We start from the raw sequence: 20341 nt of genomic DNA on the forward strand, positions 1-20341 counted from the left end.
ACGATGACACAAGAGATGACGATTGATTACGCAACAAAAAGAGCAGAAGAGCTGCGTGCACAATTAAATCGTTGGTCCCGAGAATATTATGTAGAAGATCAGCCAACGGTAGAAGATTCTGTTTACGATAAAAATTATGCAGAATTAGTAGCAATCGAAGCAAATTATCCGGAACTAATCACTGTAGACTCACCAACTCAAAGAGTAGGTGGCGGTGTTCTTGCAGGGTTTGAGAAAGTCACACATGATATTCCACTCTATAGTTTAAATGATGTCTTTGATAAAGAAGAACTGTTTGCTTTTGATCAACGTGTGCAAAAAGCGATTGGTCATCCAGTGGATTATTGTTGTGAGCTGAAGATTGATGGACTCTCAGTTTCTTTACGCTATGAAAATGGACTGTTTGTTCGGGGCGCCACTCGTGGTGATGGAACTGTAGGCGAAAATATTACTGAAAATGTGAAAACAGTTCGTTCTGTGCCATTACGTTTGAATGAGCCGGTTTCAATCGAAGTTCGTGGCGAATGTTTCATGCCGAAAAAGTCATTTGTCGAATTGAATGAAAAGCGAGAAGCCGCAGGGCATGATGTTTTTGCTAATCCGCGAAATGCTGCCGCTGGTTCATTAAGACAACTTGATTCAAAGATTGCAGCTAAACGTAATCTGGATACTTTTTTATACACAGTAGCAGATTTTGGACCAATGAAAGCAAAGACACAGTACGAAGCTTTGCAAGAACTAGCAAAACTTGGTTTTCATACAAATCATGAAGCACAGTTGTGTCACTCAATCGAAGAAGTTTGGGCGTATATTGAAAAATTTCATGACCAACGAATTAGGCTACCTTATGAAATTGATGGAATCGTAGTGAAAGTCAATGAATTTTCACTTCAAGATCAGCTTGGCTTTACCGTTAAAGCACCACGTTGGGCAACTGCATATAAATTTCCACCTGAGGAAGTTGAAACAATCATTGAAACAATTGAATGGACGGTAGGAAGAACAGGTGTCGTTACACCAACAGCAGTCATGACCCCCGTTCGTGTGGCTGGAACAACAGTGAGTCGGGCTAGCCTGCATAACGGAGACTACATCAAAATGAAAGATATTCGGCTGCATGATACAGTATTGATTTACAAAGCAGGAGATATCATTCCAGAAGTGGCTCGAGTGATTGAGGACAAACGACCACAAGACAGTGAACCTTATCCATTACCAACGTATTGTCCTGAATGTGAAAGTGAATTAGTCCATCTAGATGGAGAAGTGGCTCTTCGCTGTATCAATCCAAAATGCCCAGCACAAATGAAAGAAGGGCTCAACCACTTTGTCTCCAGAAATGCGATGAATATCGAAGGCTTAGGCCCAAGAGTGCTTGAACAAATGTATGATAAAAAGTTAGTCGCAGATGTTGCAGATCTATATAAATTAACAGAAGAAGAATTGTTGACATTAGATAAGATCAAAGAAAAAGCGGCGAATAATATTTTAACGGCGATTGCCAATAGTAAAGAAAATTCAGTCGAACGTTTGATTTTTGGTCTGGGAATTCGACACGTCGGAGCAAAAGCGGCGAAAATTTTGGCCGAACACTTTGGTAATCTAGAGGCAATCAGTCAAAGCGATTTTGAATCAATTGTGGCGCTTGATAGCATGGGGTCTATTATTGCAGATAGCATCGTGACCTACTTTAGTAATGAAGAAGTACACGAATTGATGGATGAATTAAAAGCTGCTGGGGTCAATTTTGAATACAAAGGTATTCGATTGGAACAGCTAGCTGAAGTCGACTCACCTTTTAAAGATAAAACAGTTGTTCTAACTGGAAAGTTAACTCAATTTACGCGAGAAGAAGCGAAAGCGACAATCGAAAATCTTGGTGGAAAAGTAACTGGAAGTGTCTCTAAAAAAACAGATATCGTTGTAGCAGGTGAAGAAGCTGGAAGTAAGCTGACAAAAGCAGAATCACTAGGGATTGACATTTGGACGGAAGAGAAGATGGCAGAAGCGTTAGCTCAAAGTCATTCTGTAGAAGTCGAAAACTAAGCTTTTTCAGATAAATTTCAATAAATAATTTCAGAGGTTGCACACTTGTGGTAGAATAGAGAGCAAAGTTTTTAACTCGTTTAAGAAAGAAGGGGTAGTATGGCGATTAGTGAAGAACAAGTCAAACACGTTGCCAAATTAGCAAAACTTGCATTTGATGAAAAAGAGCTTGCAAGTTTTACAGACCAATTAGGTAAGATCATTGATATGGTGGAAATGCTTGAAGAAGTAGATACAGAAGGTGTTCCATTCACATCAAACGTAGTAGAAACAGTGAATGTAATGCGTCAAGACCGTGCACAAGCAGGTTGGAGTCGCGATGAATTATTAAAAAATGTGCCAGAATCTGAAGATGGTTTCATTAAGGTACCCGCAATTATTGATAATGGGGAGGCTGGCGCGTAATGACAGAATTATACAACCGTTCATTAGAAGAATTGCATGATATGCTTGTTTCTAAAGAAATTACTGCTCAAGATTTAGTGAGAGCAACATTTGAACGTATCAAAGAAACAGAACCAGAAATCGAAGCATTTATTACATTGAATGAAGCAAAAGCACTTGAATTAGCAAAAGCATTAGATGAAAAAGGAATCGATGAAAACAATGTGTTAGCAGGTATTCCAATTGGGATCAAAGACAACATTGTAACAAAAGATTTGTTAACAACAGCTGCATCAAAAATCCTTTATAATTTTGATCCAATCTATGATGCAACGGTCATGGATAAAGTATATCAAGCAGATATGATCCCTGTGGGTAAACTAAACATGGACGAATTTGCCATGGGCGGAAGTACAGAAACTTCTTACTTTAAGAAAACGAAAAATGCTTGGGATCATTCTAAAGTGCCCGGTGGTTCATCAGGTGGCTCTGCTGCAGCAGTTGCTTCTGGTCAAATTCCTGTTTCTCTGGGAAGCGACACAGGTGGAAGTATTCGCCAACCGGCTGCATTTAACGGGATCGTCGGGATGAAACCGACTTATGGACGTGTTTCACGTTTCGGGTTGATTGCATTTGCTTCTTCATTAGACCAAATTGGACCAATGACAAGAACTGTTAAAGACAATGCATTAGCATTAACAGCCATCAGCGGTTATGACGAAAAAGATGGAACTTCATCAGGTGTTTCTGTACCTAACTTTGCTGAAGGTTTGACTGGTGATATCAAAGGAATGAAAATTGCTTTGCCAACGGAATACCTTGGTGAAGGTGTAGCGCCTGGCGTCAAAGAAGCTGTGTTGAAAGCAGCAGAAACATTCCGTTCATTAGGTGCAACGGTGGAAGAAGTAAGCTTGCCACATTCAAAATATGGTGTAGCAGTATACTATATCATCGCTTCATCTGAAGCAAGTTCAAACTTGCAACGCTTCGACGGTATTCGATTCGGCTATCGTTCTGAAAATGTGAAAAACTTGGAAGATGTGTATGTTAACTCACGTTCAGAAGGTTTTGGTGACGAAGTAAAACGTCGAATCATGCTAGGAACATTCTCATTGAGTGCAGGATATTATGATGCTTATTTCAAGAAAGCTGGCCAAGTAAGGACATTAATCAAGCAAGACTTTGAAAAAGTTTTTGCTGATTATGATCTAATCATTGGACCATCTTCACCAACTGTGGCATTTGGTATCGGTGAAAATATCAATGACCCAATTACGATGTATATGAGCGATATTTTAACGATTCCTGTGAACTTAGCAGGACTTCCTGGTATGTCCATTCCGGCTGGGCTTTCAGAAGGTCTTCCTGTTGGCTTACAATTAATCGGTAATTATTTTGAAGAAAAAACAATGTATCAAGCAGCGTATGCTTTTGAACAAGCAACTGAATTTCATAAGCAACAACCTGCTATTCTAGGGGGGCAAGGCGAATGAACTTCGAAACAGTCATTGGACTTGAGGTCCACGTTGAATTAAAAACAAATTCTAAAATTTTCTCACCAGCGCCTGCGCATTTTGGAGCAGAACCTAACAGCAATACGAACGTGATTGACTGGGGTTATCCTGGTGTGCTACCAGTAATGAACAAGGCAGCTTTAGAGTTTGGAATGAAAGCTGCTTTAGCATTGAATTGTGAAATCTCAAAAGATACACATTTTGACCGCAAAAACTATTTCTATCCTGATAATCCAAAAGCTTACCAAATTTCACAATTTGACCAACCAATCGGTCACGATGGTTGGATCGAGATTGAAGTTGAGGGACAAAAGAAAAAAATTAGAATCGAACGTGTTCATTTAGAAGAAGATGCTGGGAAAAACATGCACGGTATCGGTGGTTATTCATACGTTGACTTAAACCGTCAAGGAACACCACTAATCGAAATCGTTTCAGAAGCAGATATGCGTTCACCAGAAGAAGCATATGCTTATCTTGAAGCATTGCGTTCAATCATCCAGTTCACTGAAGTTAGTGATGTGAAAATGGAAGAAGGATCTATGCGTTGTGATGCCAATATTTCTTTGCGTCCTTATGGTCAAGAAGAATTTGGAACAAAAGCAGAATTAAAAAACTTGAACTCACTTTCATTTGTGAAAAAAGGACTGGCTTTTGAGGAAAAACGTCAAGCAAAAGTTTTACTTTCTGGTGGCGAAATCCAACAAGAAACTCGTCGTTTTGATGAAACAACGAATAAAACTATTTTGATGCGGGTCAAAGAAGGCTCAAGTGACTACCGTTACTTCCCAGAACCAGATATTCCAAAATTTGTGATTGATGATGAATGGATTCAACGTGTTAAAGCGACATTGCCAGAATTACCAGCGTCACGTCGCCAACGTTATATCAGTGACTTTGGGTTACCTGAGTATGATGCAATGGTCTTGACGTTAACGAAAGAAATGTCTGACTTCTTTGAAGCAACTTTAGAGAATGGCGCAGATGCAAAACAAGCTTCTAACTGGTTGATGGGTGAAGTCTCTGCCTACTTAAATAGTGAAAAACTAGAATTAGCAGAAACACAATTGACACCAGAGAACTTAGCAGGCATGATCCGTTTGATTGCTGATGGAACAATCAGTTCAAAAATCGCAAAAAAAGTTTTCCGTGAATTGATTGCAAAAGGTGGCGACGCGCAAGGAGTCGTTGAAGCCAATGGTTGGATCCAACTATCTGATCCAAGTCAATTACTGCCAATTATCAATGAAATTTTAGATAATAACGAACAATCTGTTGAAGACTTTAAAAACGGAAAGGATCGTGCAGTCGGCTTCTTAGTAGGACAAATCATGAAAGCAACAAAAGGACAAGCAAATCCAGGCGTTGTGAACAAACTACTAAAAGATGAATTGACGAAACGTTAAGAGGAAAATCATGAAAAAAGCACGTGTCATTTATAATCCAACTTCAGGTAAAGAATTGCTGAAAAAAAACCTCGCTGATATTCTTCAAGCACTGGAAGAGGCAGGTTATGAAGCAAGTGCTTATGCAACAACTCCCGAAGAAAACTCTGCAAAAAATGAAGCAACCAGAGTCGGAAAATTAGGTTTTGACTTGGTTGTAGCAGCAGGTGGAGATGGAACAATCAATGAGGTTGTGAATGGAATCGCACCATTGAAGAAACGACCTAAAATGGCGATTATCCCCGCTGGAACAACGAATGATTATGCACGAGCACTAAAAATTCCTCGTGACAATATTAAGGCAGCTGCCGAAGTCATCAAAAAAAACCAGACTGTGAAAATGGATATTGGTCATGCCGAAAACAGTTACTTCATCAATATTGCAGCAGGTGGCTACTTAACGGAGTTAACTTATGAAGTACCATCTGAACTAAAAAGTATTTTTGGTTACTTGGCTTATCTCGCAAAAGGAGCAGAGATGTTACCTCGAGTGAAGCCAATCAAAATGCGTTTGAAGTACGATGAAGGAGAATATATTGGAAATGCATCCATGTTTTTCTTAGGGTTAACGAATTCAGTCGGTGGCTTTGAGCAAATTGCTCCGGATGCAAAGCTTGACGATGGGAAATTTTCATTGATTATCGTCAAAACAGCCAATATTTTTGAAATTTTACACATTGCAGCACTGATGTTGAATGGTGGCCGTCATGTCGAAGATCATCGAGTGATTTATACAAAGACAAGCGAGTTATATGTTGAAACGGAAGATGATACAAATCGTCCGGTAATGATCAACTTAGATGGTGAATACGGTGGCGATGCACCAATGCATTTCTCAAATTTACATCAACATATTGAATTTTTTGCGAATACGGATAAGATTCCCGATGCCGCTATCACGGGTGTAGAAGAAGAAGAATTCGAAGAGGTTGGCAAAGAATTCGTGAAAGAAGTCGAACGATTAACAGACGAAGATATTGACGGCGATGGTAAGATTGCTGACGAGGAAAAATAGCCAGACAACCGGTACTGATACTAGGAACCTAGAGGTCAGTACCGGTTTTAGTTATTGTGAAAAACAATAATTTATAGTAGAGTCAGAATTAGAAAAGTAAGAAGTTAAAGGAGTAAACAATGAGCGAACAAACAGTGAAAAAAAATGAACGTTATACCGTAAAAATTATTGATTTGAGTTATGAAGGAATGGGTGTTGCGAAAATTGACGGCTACCCATTATTTATCGAAAATGCGCTACCTGGAGAAGAAGTAGAAGTTCTTGTATTAAAGGCAGGAAATAAATTTGGCTATGCAAAAGTAGAAAACTGGTTAACGACTTCACCGGATCGTCAACCTGTTGAAGATAAAACGTTGATTCGTACAGGTATTGCTCCGCTTGCACACTTGAGTTATGAAAAACAATTAGTGTTCAAACAACACCAAGTTGAAAATGTGATGGAAAAAATTGCGAAGTTACCAGAAGTACCTGTTCTGCCAGTAGTAGGTATGGCTTCACCAGTTGCTTACCGAAACAAAGCACAAATCCCTGTTCGGAAAATTGATGGTCATTTGGCTACCGGTTTTTATAAGAAAAACAGCCATGATTTAGTTTCGATTACAGATTTTTATATTCAAGATCCAGAAATCGATAAAGCAATCGTTGTTGTGCGTGACATCTTAGAACGTTTCCAAGTTCGTGCGTATAATGAAGCTAAAAATGAAGGACAAATTCGTCATATCGTTATTCGTCGTGGACATTACTCACATGAAATGATGGTTGTTTTAGTGACACGTAAAGAAAAATTCTTCAAAGCAAAAGAGATTGCTAAAGTGATTCATGAAGAATTACCAGAAGTTGTTTCAGTCATTCAAAATATCAATGAAGAGAAAACAAATGTCATCTTTGGTAAAAAAGAAGTTGTTTTATTTGGAAAAGATTACATTGAAGATCAACTATTAGGAAAGACATTCAGAATTTCTGCGAAATCATTCTATCAAGTGAATACACAACAAGCAGAATATCTTTACCAAACAGCAATTGATTTTGCGAACTTAACCAAAGAAGATGTTGTAATCGATGCTTATTCAGGAATCGGGACCATTGGCTTATCCTTAGCTGATCGTGTTGCGGAAGTTTATGGAATGGAAATCATCCCTGAAGCGATTGAAGATGCACAGTTTAACGCATTAACTAATAAAATCGAAAATGCTCATTACGAAGTGGGTAAAGCTGAAAAAGCAATGAAAAAGTGGCAAGATAAAGGAATTAAGCCTTCTGTTATTATGGTTGATCCACCACGTAAAGGATTAGATGGAAGTTTCATTGAATCAGCAATTGAAATGAACCCTTCTCGAATTGTTTATATTTCATGTAATCCAGCAACTTTTGCGCGTGATGCAAAATTATTTGCAGAAGCAGGTTATGAAACAACAAAAGTACAACCTGTTGACTTATTCCCACAAACGCATCATGTGGAGCTGGTGGCGTTACTTACTCACAAGTAAAATTTAAAAATATTCACTAATTAAAGTGCAGAAGGATAATTAAGGGAAACTTTCTTAGGTTATCAATTCTGTGCTTTTTTGTGTTGGCTAGAAAAAAGTATGGAACAATTAGAGGATTTAGAAAATAAAATTTGTATGAATGAAAAAGAAAACTATTTCTATGTGATACTTTTGATTTTAATCAAGAATATGCATATCTTTAAAAAATAATCTTCGGTTTACTAAAGAGTATCGTAATTTACAATCAAAGCTTTTTTCTTACACTACAAACAAAAAACAGTTTATTTCTTCAAAATCATCTACTCAAACTTTAGTTGACGCAATACGTCAAATAGATTTTGGAGAGATGAGAATAATTGGATTGGAATTCCGTGTTAAGTTCATCACCGATCTAAAAATCCTATGTTTTCAATATCAAATAAAATTTCTTATGATGAACTAATGGTCCAGGGAAAAAACCATTGAATGAATCGGTTGATAAAGCGAAATGTAAGAGAGGTTTGGTAAAGCAGTTGATAAATATTTTTATGAGTAATCTGAATTTCTTTAAGATAAAATTAAAAAAATTACTAAAACTAATCCAGAGCTTAAGAAAAATATTTATATCATAACATCATTCAAAAATTTTGCAGTGAAGTTAGCAAAACATTTAGATAATATCTATTTACATAGCTACATTTTTTATTTTGTGAGAAGAGTGAAGAAATAAAATAAGAATGATCAAGTAAGAAATATCCACCTAATTAAATAACAATTGTTGGAAGATGTATTGTTTTAATAAAAAGAGAAACGTGTGTTAAAATAATGTTTAAGAGATGTTGATTATGGACGAAAGAAACGTTCATTCACATGATTATGAACAGCGTTCAATTATTTTTTATACATAGTTATTCTTAAAAAATTGAGAGAATTTAGTAGAGGAGTGGTGTAAGAAATATCAAATAACACTTGAATGACTCGTTTAAAGTAATCAAAAAATGGAGGAAATAAAACATGTGGAGTAAAATAACTAAAATTGGGATTATATCTGTTGGCCTGTTATCTACTATTACTATAAACAATGATGTAAGCGCTACCTCGTTTAGCAGAGAGAGCACTAAACTGAATGAGAGACTCAGTGAAGCAGATCACGATAAATTGTCGGTCATGTCATACGCGCTTTCTTTTCAAATGTACCAGTGGGGAGATATTTCCTATAGTGAGAAGTTATCAGGTGACGAGACAAATCCTTGGAATGTTTCGAGTGATACTTATCTTGTCGGAAATAATAATGACCTTGTCGTGAAACATACGCCTAGGACAGTGAATAGTAGTACTTTTAATAATGATACTTCGGAAGATCAGACATTCTATACACCGTCATATACGGAGTCTCATACAAATTCGGTTACTACAACAACAACACATTCATCGAAGGTAGGAACTAAGGCTTCAACCAAAATTGAGTTACCGATGATTGGCGAAACATCCGTAGAGGTATCGGCTGAGTATACATTTACGAATAGTAATTCAGAAACTCAGACCACTCTTAAATCTTGGACAGTGCCTGGTCAACCAATCAAAGTCAAAGCTGGGCATAAGGTGGTTGTAAATTGGATTTTTTATACTGGCAAAGCGACAGGAACGGTAAAATTACAGGAAAAGGTTAGTGCGATGATTCCTTATAAGAAAACTTCTACTGGCAATCGTCTAGGATATGGCTTAGGAGATGTCGTAGGTAATACCAATATTTTTTACAATAGTTATTGGAAAAAATACATAACTGAGGATCGTTCAAATTGGGAAAGAGCCAGTAGCAATTCTGCCCATCATAAGATCGGAGCAGGTAACTATGAGATTAGTTATGGCTCAGGTTTCTTTTTAGAAGCTCATGACTTAACTAGTGGGACTGTCACAAGGGTTCCTGCTGACGTCACGAACGTGAAATAATTTTTGTGAAAAATTATTTCACCGAGTTGCTTGGGTACATGTGAGAAAATGTATAATAGTTTTCATCAAACAAAGCTTTTTTTGTAAGTATGTGATCAGAACTACTTATGTTACGTTAAAAAGCAAGAGTTATGGTTCGTCAATAGCAAAGGTAGTTGATTGATTTGCACTTCTTTTTTAGCCACACCGAAAAAAAGAATGATTTTACTTGTTTTTTGTTGTATATTAAACAAGGAGAAAGTTGCTACTATTGCAAGATAAATAAAGGTGGAATAAAAATGAATTCAAAAGAAAAAATGTTAGAACTAATTAAAAAGAAACAAGGCGGAGGCAGATCAGAACAAAAAGATACACCTAAAAATGATCGCCGAAACATGCGTAAAGGACCTAAAATCTTTAATAAATAATCGATAAATTAAAAGGAGTGATGACAATTGAATTGTCATCACTCCTTTTTGTATAAACAGGTTGAAGCTACTCCTTTAAAATTAAGTAGAATATACTCAAAATTGGCGGAGCACTCGGCCAAAAGTTTTCTTACTTCTTGAACGTACTCATTCCCTTCTTGCTTCTTTTATTCATTATGCTTGTAGCCGTTCAGTTAAATAGTTATTATTTTCAGGTCAAGAATCCCAAAGCATCTGTTAGGTCGATTCTCAAGGTAGCTATATATGTGGCATTGAAAAAATGGTACATCAGTCTATTGAATGTTGTGCTGGTTGGAATCGTGCCGATAATGATGATCTTGAAACCACAATTTGGATTTATCCTTTTTCCAGTCTTATTTTTTGGACTTATCTAGTTGAACTGTGGGCGGCATTATCGTGAGATTGTGTAGGTGAATCTAATAATATCATCAGTGTTGGAAAGAATAAATGAGTGAATTTTTCATAAGTAAAAGAGAATTTTATTGATCTTTAGCAACTCATTACGAAAAAATAAAATTTTGGAAAAATCCTAGAATCTGTCTGACATTTTAGCAGAAGTATGCTATTTTAAAAAGGAAGTAAAGGAGGAGAAAAATGAATTTTTTAGTTGTTTTAAAAGATGAATCAGTTGAACGTTCCACTTTTATTTATGTTCAATTAAATGAAGAAAAAACGTTACTGCATTTTTCACCAGAATTCCATTTAGAGGGATTAACCTTAGGGGAAGTTTATCAAACAAAAGGTATGTCAGCTATCCTAGATTTTTTTGAAAAGGAGCTTGACTTACCAGTCAAAGAATTTATCGAAATCTCATTGACAGAGTGGGATCGAGTAACCACAGATTTATTTCCAACAGGTCTTGATGTGGAAACTGAGGAGGGCACTGTGCATTTAAGTACAGCTGAGTTGCAACATCAGATGCGTTATCGAGTCGATGAGGAGAATTCTTTTTCGATTTTCAAACGACAACAAAAGATTTTGAAAAGTTTTTTGAGACGACTGAGCAAAAAAAGAAATCTTTTGAAAACTACACAACTTTTGAAAAAGTATCCTAATCTGATGCATACATCTATTCAATTTCCCCAGATTTTGTCACTGGTTCATCGTTATTTACAAGTTCAACAATTACCATCGCGAAAACTTTCATTGCCTTTAGCAGACACGTTTCGGGTAGTTAAACGAGCTGAAGAGAAAAAAGTAATCGTAATCGACTTTACAAAAAATCGAAATATGTTGCATCAAGTAACTATGGGAAAAGCCAATTAGGGCTTTTCCTTTTGCACTTTTTATTCTATTAAATAGTCAATGGAGGAGAAAATGGCTCAAGTTTGGTTACAATGAATGATTAAAATGTATCAAAAATATCAACAACTCATGAAAGGAAGATATGCAAAATTTGACGAATTGAATCGCTTTTTACTGATCTTGTCGCTTCTGTTTAGTCTATTAAGTCGCTGGCTGCCTTATGGGTCTGGCAGAGTATTCTCTTTACTGTTTTTAGGAATTTTGTTTTATCGTTTCTTATCAACTAAAATTTATCCAAGATTGAATGAAAATCAACGTTTTTTAAAAAACTGGCGAACAGTACGGAACTTTTTTCAAACGGTCACCAAAAGAAAACTAAAGACAAACAAGGAAACGGCTTACCAAACGTACACGTATTTTTCTTGCCCAAATTGCCAACAAAAGCAACGTGCTCCACAAGGTCGTGGAAAAATTCGAGTAACTTGTAAAAAATGCGGTACACGATTTGAAACAAATGTATAGGGAGTGAAAAAAATGAAAATGGTTTTGTTGCGTCATGGTGAGAGTGAAGCGAATTTCGAGAATTATTGGACGGGGTGGTTGGATGTAGCATTGACTGCGAAAGGTGCGCAGCAAGCGAGTGAAGCAGGGAACAAAATGAAGGAAGCTGGTTTAGCGTTTGATGCTGTCTACACTTCAGTTTTAAAGCGAGCAATCAAAACAGCTCAATTCGCTTTAGAAGAAATGGGGCAATTGTGGATTCCAATTACTAAAACATGGCGTTTAAATGAACGACATTATGGTGAACTAGTTGGTAAAAACAAGGACGAAATGAAAGCTATCTATGGAGAAGAACAAGTCAAAATTTGGCGTCGTGACTATCGTGAAGTACCACCACTTGCTAAAGAAAACCACTTGGATAGAAGATACGATTTCTTGGATCCTCGTTTGATTTCTCATGGAGAAAGCTTAGAAATGACGGTTAAACGTCTGATACCGTTGTGGGAAGATTCACTTGCACCAAAACTTCGTGAGCAACAAAACCTCTTAGTGGTCGGGCACGGAAACAGTGTACGTGCGTTAACAAAATACTTGGAGAATGTACCAGAAAATCTAATGGATACGATTGATATTCCCAATGCGCAACCAATCCAATACACGTTTGACGAACAGTTAACGATCATTGATAAAAAGATTTTATAAAGACTTGATATACTTTGTGCGAAAAAAAGAGGAGTAGGAGCAATGATAAAGAATTTTATTTGGGACTTTGATGGTACATTATTTGATACATATCCTGCAATGGTTGATGGTGCTTGGCGTGCCTTACAAGATTTTGGGATTACAGCGGATAAAAAAGAAATCTATTTTGTGATGAAAAAGTATTCAACGAGTCAATTACGGCAAAGCTATCAGTTATCTGAGGAAAAATTTACTCCACTATTTCATCGCTATGAAACAGAGAGTCAAGAAGTATCAGCACCTTTTCAAGATACGAAATTGGTCTTAGAAAAGTTGAAAGCACACGGCGGACGACACTTTATCCTGACACATCGTTTAACTCATTCAACTTGGAAACTTTTAAAAGACTTTGGGCTAGACGAATTGGTTGAAGAAGTTGTTGGAATAGATCAAGAATTTCCTAGAAAACCGGATCCTTCTTCATTGCATGCGATTATTAAAAAATTTCATTTACAAAAAACAGAAGCAATGATGATTGGTGATCGTCGCTTAGACATTGAAGCAGGGAATAACGCGGGAATTGCCACTTGCTTATATGATATCGATCATTTTTTAGGTGATATTCCTGCAACCTATGTGGTGAATGAATTGAAGCAAATCATTGAATTACCAGAGATTATTTAAAATATTGTCCGCTTTCAAATTTCATATGCTATAATTTTTATAGAGGAGTGATGATATGGAAATTAGAAGACAAAAAGAAGTGGTTGAGGCTTTTCACTACGATCAAAAACCTAAAGATCAAGAAATCCAAACTGACTTAAAAGTTGGTTTTTCGCCGTTGAATGAAACGATTGAAAATTACCCAGAAGAACATAGTATTGTAGGTGCTCGTTTAGAGTTCCGCTTAGTATTTGACCAATATGTACTATCTGGAAGTGTTAGTCAAATCAATCACATCTTGAATCGTAAAGTTCAAGGACAGGCAGATGTTACACAAGAAGAAGTGGATGAGTTAGTCGCACCTTTATTTGACATTGTTAGTCGTATGGCATACGAAATTACAGAGATTGCTTTAGATGAACCAGGTATCAAATTGAATTTTCAATCAGAAAAAGAAGCATAAGAAAGAGCAATAGTGATAGCTTAAAACTATCGCTACTGCTCTTTTTCTATTACTAAATGTAAGCAAAAGGCATGCCATTTGGCAAAAAATGAGCTAAAATGAACGAGTCACTGAAAAAATACAAGTTTTTTTCAGGGGAATGGTTGAAGAATCATTCCCGGGAACCTTTACTTCCTTTGATGGACTTGTCATTAAAAAATTTTAAGGAGGAAAAAAATGACAACACTCATCACAGTTTTAGTGGTTCTAGTTTTTGCGGCATTATTATATGTGTTTTATCGTATGCAAAAGCGCCATACTAAATTTTCAACGCGCGTCTTCACAGCGCTAGGTATCGGGATCGTATTTGGCGGTCTACTGCAACTTATCTTTGGGGTCGATAATCAAATTGTTACTCAATCAATGGATTGGATTGGAATTGTTGGGAATGGCTACGTTGCTTTCTTGCAAATGTTAATTATGCCATTGGTTTTCATTTCGATTGTCGGTGCATTTACCAAAATGAAAGTTTCGGAAAAATTAGGTAAAATCAGCGCCACAGTTTTAACAACGTTGTTAGCGACGACAGCAATCTCTGCACTAATTGGGATTGGGACAACGATGCTCTTTAATTTACAAGGGGCAAAATTTACTGAAGGAGCAGCTGAAACAGCACGTATTGCTGAATTAGCTACTAGACAAGAAACGGTTGAGAACTTATCTATTCCTCAACAAATTTTATCATTTATTCCTAAAAATGTTTTTGCTGATTTAGCGGGGAGTCGACCAACAAGTACAATTGGTGTCGTGATTTTCGCTGCATTTGTTGGTGTTGCCTATCTTGGGATTAAACGTAAAGCACCAAAAGAAGCAGCGTTTTTCTCAGATTTGATTGATAGTTTATATAAAATAGTTATGCGAATCGTGACACTAGTTCTACGCTTAACACCATATGGCGTACTTGCGTTGATGACAAACGTCATGGCTACAAGTGACTTTGTAGCAATCGTGAACTTAGGCAAATTTGTACTAGCTTCATATATTGCTTTGCTTGCTGTATTAATTGTTCATTCGCTCATTTTGATGTCAGTCAAAGTGAATCCAATTAATTACTTCAAAAAGGCTTTTCCAGTATTGAGTTTTGCTTTTACTTCACGTTCTAGTGCAGGTGCATTGCCGTTAAATATTGAAACACAAACGAAAGCTCTTGGGGTTGACGATGCAACAGCGAACTTCTCTGCAAGCTTTGGTTTGTCAATTGGGCAAAATGGCTGTGCGGGAGTTTATCCAGCAATGTTAGCAACAATTGTTGCACCAGCTGCAGGTATTAATGTATTTAGCTTAGAATTTATTTTAATGCTAGTAGCGATTGTAACGATCAGTTCATTTGGTGTCGCTGGCGTTGGTGGGGGCGCAACATTTGCTTCATTAATCGTGCTAGGCGCAATGAATTTACCGGTAGCAATCGTCGGTTTAGTTATCTCTGTAGAACCATTGATCGACATGGCTCGTACTGCAACAAACGTTAGTGGTAGTATGGTAGCTGGGATTGTTACAAGTGCTCGTATCCATGATTTGGATCGTGATGTCATCAATGATGAAACTAAAGTCATTGATGTAAATGCATAAAGCTTAAGAAAAAATTAGAGCTAGCTATCGTTTCGATAGTTAGCTTTTTATTTATAAAAGTAAATATTCCGAAAAGTGAAAACGAGAAAATACAAACGAAAAACATTCATTTAAATAGACAAGTCTAGAGATTATGAGGAGGATATGGTAAACTAGCAACGATTATTCACCATTAAAATGGCTTTAGGAGGAACAAAATGTTTACAAATGAAATAAAAATCATGCTTTATGTCGATGATGTTGAAAAAAATGCAGCATTTTGGACAAATAACGGTTTTGCAGAATTAGATCGACAAGAAATGGATGGCACATTGATTGTTGAGATTGGTCCAGCAGTTGACGCACAAGCGAAATTAGTTTTGTATGATCGTAAATTTATCGAGGCACATTCACCAGAGGTTGCGTCAAATTCACCTTCTTTAATGTTTGCAAGTGAAGATGTTTTTGGTTTATATAAAAAAATGCAAACAAATAATGTCACACTGGGTGATTTAGTCCAAATCGGTGAAGAATACGTTTTTAATTTTGCTGATCCAGATGGTAATTATTTTGCAGTGACTGGCAAATAAATTGAAACTTTTGTAGAGGGCTATCATAGAATCTGCAAAAGTTTTCTTTCTTTTGATTATAAAATTATTATGTAAACTTATGTGCGTTTACTATTCAATCTTGCGTAAAAATACACAAGCAAATAAGTCGTCAAATAACTGATCCTTTCTTATACTATTTGGGAATCATTAGAATGAAGGGATGTCACAGTATGAATTACCAAGTTTTACTTTATTATAATTACACAACGATTGAAGATCCAGAAATGTTTGCGAAGGAACATTTAGCCTTTTGTAAGTCATTGAACTTGAAGGGGAGGATTCTTGTCGCAACGGAAGGAATTAATGGCACGTTGTCAGGAACAATTGCAGATACGACTGCTTATATGGATGCAATGAAAGCAGATGTACGTTTTGCTGATACTTTCTTCAAAATCGACCCAAGTCCTGAACACGCATTTAAAAAAATGTTTGTTCGTCCACGTTCGGAACTGGTTTCTCTCAAACTTGAGGAGGACATCGATCCGAAAGATACTACAGGAGCTTATTTATCACCGCAAGAATTTAAAGAAGCGATTCTTGATGAAGAAACTGTTGTGATTGATGCAAGAAATGATTATGAATATGATTTAGGTCATTTTCGTGGGGCTGTTCGACCAGAGATCCGTAGTTTTAGAGAACTACCTCAATGGATTCGCGACCACAAAGAAGAATTTATGGACAAACGTGTCGTTACTTATTGTACAGGTGGGATTCGTTGTGAAAAATTTTCTGGCTGGTTAGTTCGAGAAGGCTTCAAAGACGTTGGGCAGCTTCATGGTGGGATTGCGACATATGGAAAAGATCCCGAAGTTCAAGGTGAATTATGGGATGGACAAATGTATGTCTTTGATGAACGAATTGCGGTTGAAATCAATCATGTCGATAAACGAGTAGTTGGTAGAGACTGGTTTGACGGAACACCTTGTGAGCGCTATGTGAATTGTGCAAATCCTGAATGCAATCGTCAATTTTTGACTTCGGTAGAAAATGAAGCGCGACATCTTGGAGCATGTTCAAAAGAATGTGCGCAACATCCACATAATCGTTACCTTAAAGAACATTCGTTAACAGATACAGAAATTGCAGAAATCTTGGTGGCAAATTTCAAATAAATCAAAGGTTCAAATCGTTAAGAAAACAATGGTTACCATTAACCGTTGCCACTAAATAGTCGCTAAAAGAAAAGCAAAAACCTGTTTTTCTTTTAGCTTTTTTTTGTTGGAATCACTTGTAAATTTACGCTATACTTTTTAAGAAGGGGTGTGGTAGTTATGAAATCTTTGCTCTATGCAATTAGTGATGTCCATGGAGAATATGAATTGTTTCAAGAATTAGTACGTGACTATGATCCAACAATTCATCAATTAGTTTTGATTGGTGATCTAAATGATCGCGGACCGAAAACAAAAGAATGTTTTTTACTTGGAATGAAATTAGCGAAAGAAACTGGCGCCATTTATCTACGTGGCAATCACGAGGAGTATTTCTTACAATTTTTACAATCGCCTGAAGATTGGTATAATGCGTATTTGCGTAACGGTGGTAAAGAGACTTTTGAAAGTTTATTACATCCAGGTGCGACAGAAGAGTATTCTCCAACAGAAATCGCAATGATGATTCGTTCAAGATATGATGAACTGATTCAATTTTTAGTGGAGAGACCTTTATATTTCGAATGGAAACACTATTTATTTGTTCACGCAGGAGTAGATTTAACGAAAAAAGATTGGCGAGAAACCAGCCCAAGAGATTTTATTTGGATTCGTGAACCTTTTCATAACGGAAAAAATCAAACGGGGAAGACCATTGTTTTTGGCCACACAATTACGCCAATGTTGCATGGCGATATGCAAACAACAGATTTATGGCTAAACGACAATAAGATTGGGATCGATGGCGGTGCAGTGTTTGGCGGATCCATCCATGGCGTGATTTTTGACGAGCAAGGGATCGTTCAAGACATTGAGTATCAAAATAATCAGGGACCATGGCAACCAGATTTTTGATTTGAGATTTGTAAACGAAGAGCGAAACTAAATTTTCTAAAAAGTGTAGACATCTTGTTCTATGCTTTTTATTTTGTCATTCCGCCTTTTTTTATTCCATAAAAAAAGTATGCTAAAATAGACAAGCGACTAACAAACTAAAGGAGAACATCTCGATGACAGAAAAACTCAACCAAACAATTATCCAGCTTGTACAAAAAGAATTAGCAAGCTATAACACAAAACAATTAACAACGGTTCTTCATTTATTGAGTGAAGGAAATACAGTTCCTTTCATTGCACGCTACCGAAAAGAAATGACAGGGAGCTTGGATGAAGTCCAAATTCGGGAAATCGAAGAACGTTACGCATACTTAGAAAATTTAGAAAAAAGAAAAGTCGAAGTTTTACGCTTAATTGACGAACAAGGAAAATTGACGCCTGAATTAGAAGCAGGGATCCTTCAAGCAGTTAAAATGCAACAAGTAGAAGACTTGTATCGTCCATATAAACAAAAACGCCGTACAAAAGCAACGATTGCCAAAGAAAAAGGATTAGAGCCACTTGCTGAATGGTTATTGCAATTGAATGACCAAAAAGTGGAAACCTATGCGCAAACATTTATTAATGAAGAAAAAGAAGTTTTGTCCGTAGAAGATGCACTGCAAGGAGCGCATGAAATCATTGCGGAACAAGTCAGCGATACCGCTAAATTCAGAACTTGGATTCGTTCTTATACTTATAATAAGGGGAGTTATGTAAGTTTAGTAAAAGATGCGGACTTAGACGAAAAAGGTGTCTATGAGATGTATTACGACTTCTCAGAGCCTGTTCATAAAATGGTTTCTCATCGTATTTTAGCAACAAATCGTGGTGAAAAAGAAGATATTCTGAAAGTCAACCTGCAAGTAGACGAAACAGCAGTAATGGATTATTTGGAACGTCAATTAGTTGGCAATCCAGCTTCACCTGCAGCAAGTTATGTGCGTGAAGCTTATCAAGATAGTTATAAGCGATTTATTTCTCCAGCGATTGAACGTGAAGTTCGCAATGAGTTAACTGAAAAAGCGGATGAACAAGCCATTGCGATTTTTGGTGAAAATTTGCGAAACTTACTATTGCAACCACCTTTAAAAGGAAAAGTTGTGTTAGGCTTCGATCCAGCTTATCGTACGGGCTGTAAATTAGCGGTAGTTGATGCTACAGGGAAAGTCCTAGCAATTGAAGTCATCTATCCACACAAACCAGCTTCTCAAACAAAACGTGAAGCAGCAAAAGGACAATTTATAAAATTAATCAATCAATATCAAGTGGATATGGTCGCAATCGGAAACGGAACTGCTAGCCGAGAATCAGAATTATTTGTAGCGGAACAATTAAAAACTGTGGATCACACAGCATATTATGCCATTGTCAATGAAGCTGGTGCCTCTGTTTACTCTGCAAGTGAAGTCGCTCGAACGGAATTTCCTGATTTGCAGGTTGAAGAAAGAAGTGCTGTATCAATTGCACGCCGTTTGCAAGATCCATTGGCAGAATTAGTCAAAATTGATCCGAAAGCAGTTGGGGTTGGGCAGTACCAACATGATGTTTCCCAAAAAAGATTGGCAGAGCAATTAGACTTTGTTGTTGAAACAGTCGTTAACCAAGTGGGTGTGGATGTAAATACGGCTAGCCCCCAACTGTTACAGCATATCTCTGGGTTGAATAAAACAATTGCACAAAATATTGTTACTTACCGTGATGAAAATGGTGCGTTCAACGCACGTACGCAATTGAAAAAGGTTCCAAGATTAGGGCCAAAGGCATACGAACAAGCCATTGGATTTTTGCGGATACCAGATGGAAAAAATGTATTAGACAATACGGGTATCCATCCAGAAAGTTATGCGGTAGCAAAAGAAATTTTAGCTATGAACCAATTAACTGAAAAAAATCTGGGCACTTCTGAAGCAACAGAAGTCTTAAAACAATTAAATCCAGAAACTCTAGCGAAAACTATGGAGATTGGTGAAGAAACATTGACCGATATTTTAGAAGGTTTGACACAGCCAGGACGTGATATGCGGGAAGAAATGCCAGCACCGTTATTGCGCCAAGATGTTTTAAGTATGGAAGACTTGAAGGCAGGTATGGAATTAAAAGGAACTGTCCGAAATGTTATCGACTTTGGTGCTTTTGTGGATATTGGTGTAAAGCAAGATGGCCTCGTTCACATCTCAAAATTAAGTAAAAAATTTGTTAAGCATCCAACAGATGTAGTTTCTGTTGGGGATGTCGTAACCGTATGGGTAGAACAAGTCGATGTGAAGAAAGGTCGTATTAGTTTAACCATGCTTTCACCTTATAAGGAGTAA

18 protein-coding genes are annotated in these 20341 nt (G+C 36.9%); all 18 read left to right on the forward strand.

Translation table 11 applies throughout. The features are described from left to right. Positions 1 to 3: 3 nt before the first annotated feature. A complete protein-coding gene (ligA, locus tag AC4BD1_RS05370; RefSeq protein ID WP_490485947.1) occupies positions 4 to 2046 on the forward strand; it encodes an NAD-dependent DNA ligase LigA in 2043 nt (680 codons plus the stop codon). A gap of 99 nt (positions 2047 to 2145) precedes the next feature. Then, entirely contained in the window at positions 2146 to 2451 is a 306-nt protein-coding gene (gene gatC, locus AC4BD1_RS05375) for an Asp-tRNA(Asn)/Glu-tRNA(Gln) amidotransferase subunit GatC (RefSeq protein WP_067484390.1), read from the forward strand. Beyond that, entirely contained in the window at positions 2451 to 3923 is a 1473-nt protein-coding gene (gene gatA, locus AC4BD1_RS05380) for an Asp-tRNA(Asn)/Glu-tRNA(Gln) amidotransferase subunit GatA (RefSeq protein ID WP_206908904.1), read from the forward strand. The genes gatC and gatA overlap by 1 nt, the downstream gene beginning before the upstream one ends. Then, positions 3920 to 5350 carry an Asp-tRNA(Asn)/Glu-tRNA(Gln) amidotransferase subunit GatB gene (gene gatB, locus AC4BD1_RS05385; protein ID WP_206897771.1) on the forward strand — a complete coding sequence of 477 codons (1431 nt, stop codon included), beginning with the start codon at positions 3920 to 3922 and terminating at the stop codon, positions 5348 to 5350. Before gatA ends, gatB begins: the two co-directional genes overlap by 4 nt. A gap of 10 nt (positions 5351 to 5360) precedes the next feature. Further along, positions 5361 to 6404, forward strand: coding sequence for a diacylglycerol kinase (locus AC4BD1_RS05390; protein ID WP_206908906.1), 1044 nt, complete (start codon positions 5361 to 5363; stop codon positions 6402 to 6404). 119 nt (positions 6405 to 6523) lie between these two features. Continuing rightward, positions 6524 to 7891 (forward strand): 23S rRNA (uracil(1939)-C(5))-methyltransferase RlmD, encoded by a 1368-nt coding sequence (gene rlmD / locus AC4BD1_RS05395; RefSeq protein WP_206908908.1) that lies wholly within the window; start codon positions 6524 to 6526, stop codon positions 7889 to 7891. 1146 nt (positions 7892 to 9037) lie between these two features. Continuing rightward, positions 9038 to 9820 (forward strand): ETX/MTX2 family pore-forming toxin, encoded by a 783-nt coding sequence (locus tag AC4BD1_RS05400; protein ID WP_490467291.1) that lies wholly within the window; start codon positions 9038 to 9040, stop codon positions 9818 to 9820. 278 nt (positions 9821 to 10098) lie between these two features. Next, complete coding sequence (locus AC4BD1_RS05405) at positions 10099 to 10227, forward strand: hypothetical protein (protein WP_067481724.1); 129 nt, start codon at positions 10099 to 10101, stop codon at positions 10225 to 10227. 615 nt (positions 10228 to 10842) lie between these two features. Then, on the forward strand, positions 10843 to 11514 hold the full coding sequence (locus tag AC4BD1_RS05410; RefSeq protein ID WP_490467185.1) for an LCP family glycopolymer transferase: 672 nt from the start codon (positions 10843 to 10845) through the stop codon (positions 11512 to 11514). A gap of 75 nt (positions 11515 to 11589) precedes the next feature. Continuing rightward, positions 11590 to 12015, forward strand: coding sequence for a hypothetical protein (locus AC4BD1_RS05415; RefSeq protein ID WP_490485948.1), 426 nt, complete (start codon positions 11590 to 11592; stop codon positions 12013 to 12015). A 12-nt stretch (positions 12016 to 12027) separates the two neighbouring features. Beyond that, on the forward strand, positions 12028 to 12696 hold the full coding sequence (locus AC4BD1_RS05420) for a 2,3-bisphosphoglycerate-dependent phosphoglycerate mutase (RefSeq protein WP_206908916.1): 669 nt from the start codon (positions 12028 to 12030) through the stop codon (positions 12694 to 12696). A gap of 45 nt (positions 12697 to 12741) precedes the next feature. Further along, the gene (locus AC4BD1_RS05425) at positions 12742 to 13359 is read left to right on the forward strand and encodes an HAD-IA family hydrolase (protein ID WP_490486018.1); all 618 of its coding nucleotides are present in this window, start codon (positions 12742 to 12744) and stop codon (positions 13357 to 13359) included. Positions 13360 to 13414: 55 nt separating this feature from the next. Then, the gene (locus AC4BD1_RS05430) at positions 13415 to 13801 is read left to right on the forward strand and encodes a DUF1149 family protein (RefSeq protein ID WP_490485949.1); all 387 of its coding nucleotides are present in this window, start codon (positions 13415 to 13417) and stop codon (positions 13799 to 13801) included. Between the two features lie 216 nt (positions 13802 to 14017). Then, complete coding sequence (locus AC4BD1_RS05435) at positions 14018 to 15409, forward strand: L-cystine transporter (RefSeq protein ID WP_206908918.1); 1392 nt, start codon at positions 14018 to 14020, stop codon at positions 15407 to 15409. 197 nt (positions 15410 to 15606) lie between these two features. Next, complete coding sequence (locus tag AC4BD1_RS05440) at positions 15607 to 15978, forward strand: VOC family protein (RefSeq protein WP_490467187.1); 372 nt, start codon at positions 15607 to 15609, stop codon at positions 15976 to 15978. Positions 15979 to 16169: 191 nt separating this feature from the next. Then, a complete protein-coding gene (gene trhO, locus AC4BD1_RS05445) occupies positions 16170 to 17111 on the forward strand; it encodes an oxygen-dependent tRNA uridine(34) hydroxylase TrhO (RefSeq protein ID WP_206908923.1) in 942 nt (313 codons plus the stop codon). A 159-nt stretch (positions 17112 to 17270) separates the two neighbouring features. Continuing rightward, on the forward strand, positions 17271 to 18005 hold the full coding sequence (locus AC4BD1_RS05450; protein ID WP_206908925.1) for a metallophosphoesterase: 735 nt from the start codon (positions 17271 to 17273) through the stop codon (positions 18003 to 18005). A 155-nt stretch (positions 18006 to 18160) separates the two neighbouring features. Beyond that, positions 18161 to 20341: a Tex family protein gene (locus AC4BD1_RS05455; RefSeq protein WP_206908927.1), complete on the forward strand. Its 2181-nt coding sequence runs from the start codon at positions 18161 to 18163 to the stop codon at positions 20339 to 20341.

The sequence above is a fragment of the Enterococcus sp. DJ147D b genome (genome assembly GCF_058216655.1).

Excerpts from the sequence above, each read along its gene's own strand:
- ligA (WP_490485947.1), top strand. The coding sequence starts at position 4 with ATGACACAAGAGATGACGATTGATTACGCAACAAAAAGAGCAGAAGAG.
- gatC (WP_067484390.1), top strand. The coding sequence starts at position 2,146 with ATGGCGATTAGTGAAGAACAAGTCAAACACGTTGCCAAATTAGCAAAA.
- gatA (WP_206908904.1), top strand. The coding sequence starts at position 2,451 with ATGACAGAATTATACAACCGTTCATTAGAAGAATTGCATGATATGCTT.
- gatB (WP_206897771.1), top strand. The coding sequence starts at position 3,920 with ATGAACTTCGAAACAGTCATTGGACTTGAGGTCCACGTTGAATTAAAA.
- AC4BD1_RS05390 (WP_206908906.1), top strand. The coding sequence starts at position 5,361 with ATGAAAAAAGCACGTGTCATTTATAATCCAACTTCAGGTAAAGAATTG.
- rlmD (WP_206908908.1), top strand. The coding sequence starts at position 6,524 with ATGAGCGAACAAACAGTGAAAAAAAATGAACGTTATACCGTAAAAATT.
- AC4BD1_RS05400 (WP_490467291.1), top strand. The coding sequence starts at position 9,038 with ATGTCATACGCGCTTTCTTTTCAAATGTACCAGTGGGGAGATATTTCC.
- AC4BD1_RS05405 (WP_067481724.1), top strand. The coding sequence starts at position 10,099 with ATGAATTCAAAAGAAAAAATGTTAGAACTAATTAAAAAGAAACAAGGC.
- AC4BD1_RS05410 (WP_490467185.1), top strand. The coding sequence starts at position 10,843 with ATGAATTTTTTAGTTGTTTTAAAAGATGAATCAGTTGAACGTTCCACT.
- AC4BD1_RS05415 (WP_490485948.1), top strand. The coding sequence starts at position 11,590 with ATGATTAAAATGTATCAAAAATATCAACAACTCATGAAAGGAAGATAT.
- AC4BD1_RS05420 (WP_206908916.1), top strand. The coding sequence starts at position 12,028 with ATGAAAATGGTTTTGTTGCGTCATGGTGAGAGTGAAGCGAATTTCGAG.
- AC4BD1_RS05430 (WP_490485949.1), top strand. The coding sequence starts at position 13,415 with ATGGAAATTAGAAGACAAAAAGAAGTGGTTGAGGCTTTTCACTACGAT.
- AC4BD1_RS05435 (WP_206908918.1), top strand. The coding sequence starts at position 14,018 with ATGACAACACTCATCACAGTTTTAGTGGTTCTAGTTTTTGCGGCATTA.
- AC4BD1_RS05440 (WP_490467187.1), top strand. The coding sequence starts at position 15,607 with ATGTTTACAAATGAAATAAAAATCATGCTTTATGTCGATGATGTTGAA.
- trhO (WP_206908923.1), top strand. The coding sequence starts at position 16,170 with ATGAATTACCAAGTTTTACTTTATTATAATTACACAACGATTGAAGAT.
- AC4BD1_RS05450 (WP_206908925.1), top strand. The coding sequence starts at position 17,271 with ATGAAATCTTTGCTCTATGCAATTAGTGATGTCCATGGAGAATATGAA.
- AC4BD1_RS05455 (WP_206908927.1), top strand. The coding sequence starts at position 18,161 with ATGACAGAAAAACTCAACCAAACAATTATCCAGCTTGTACAAAAAGAA.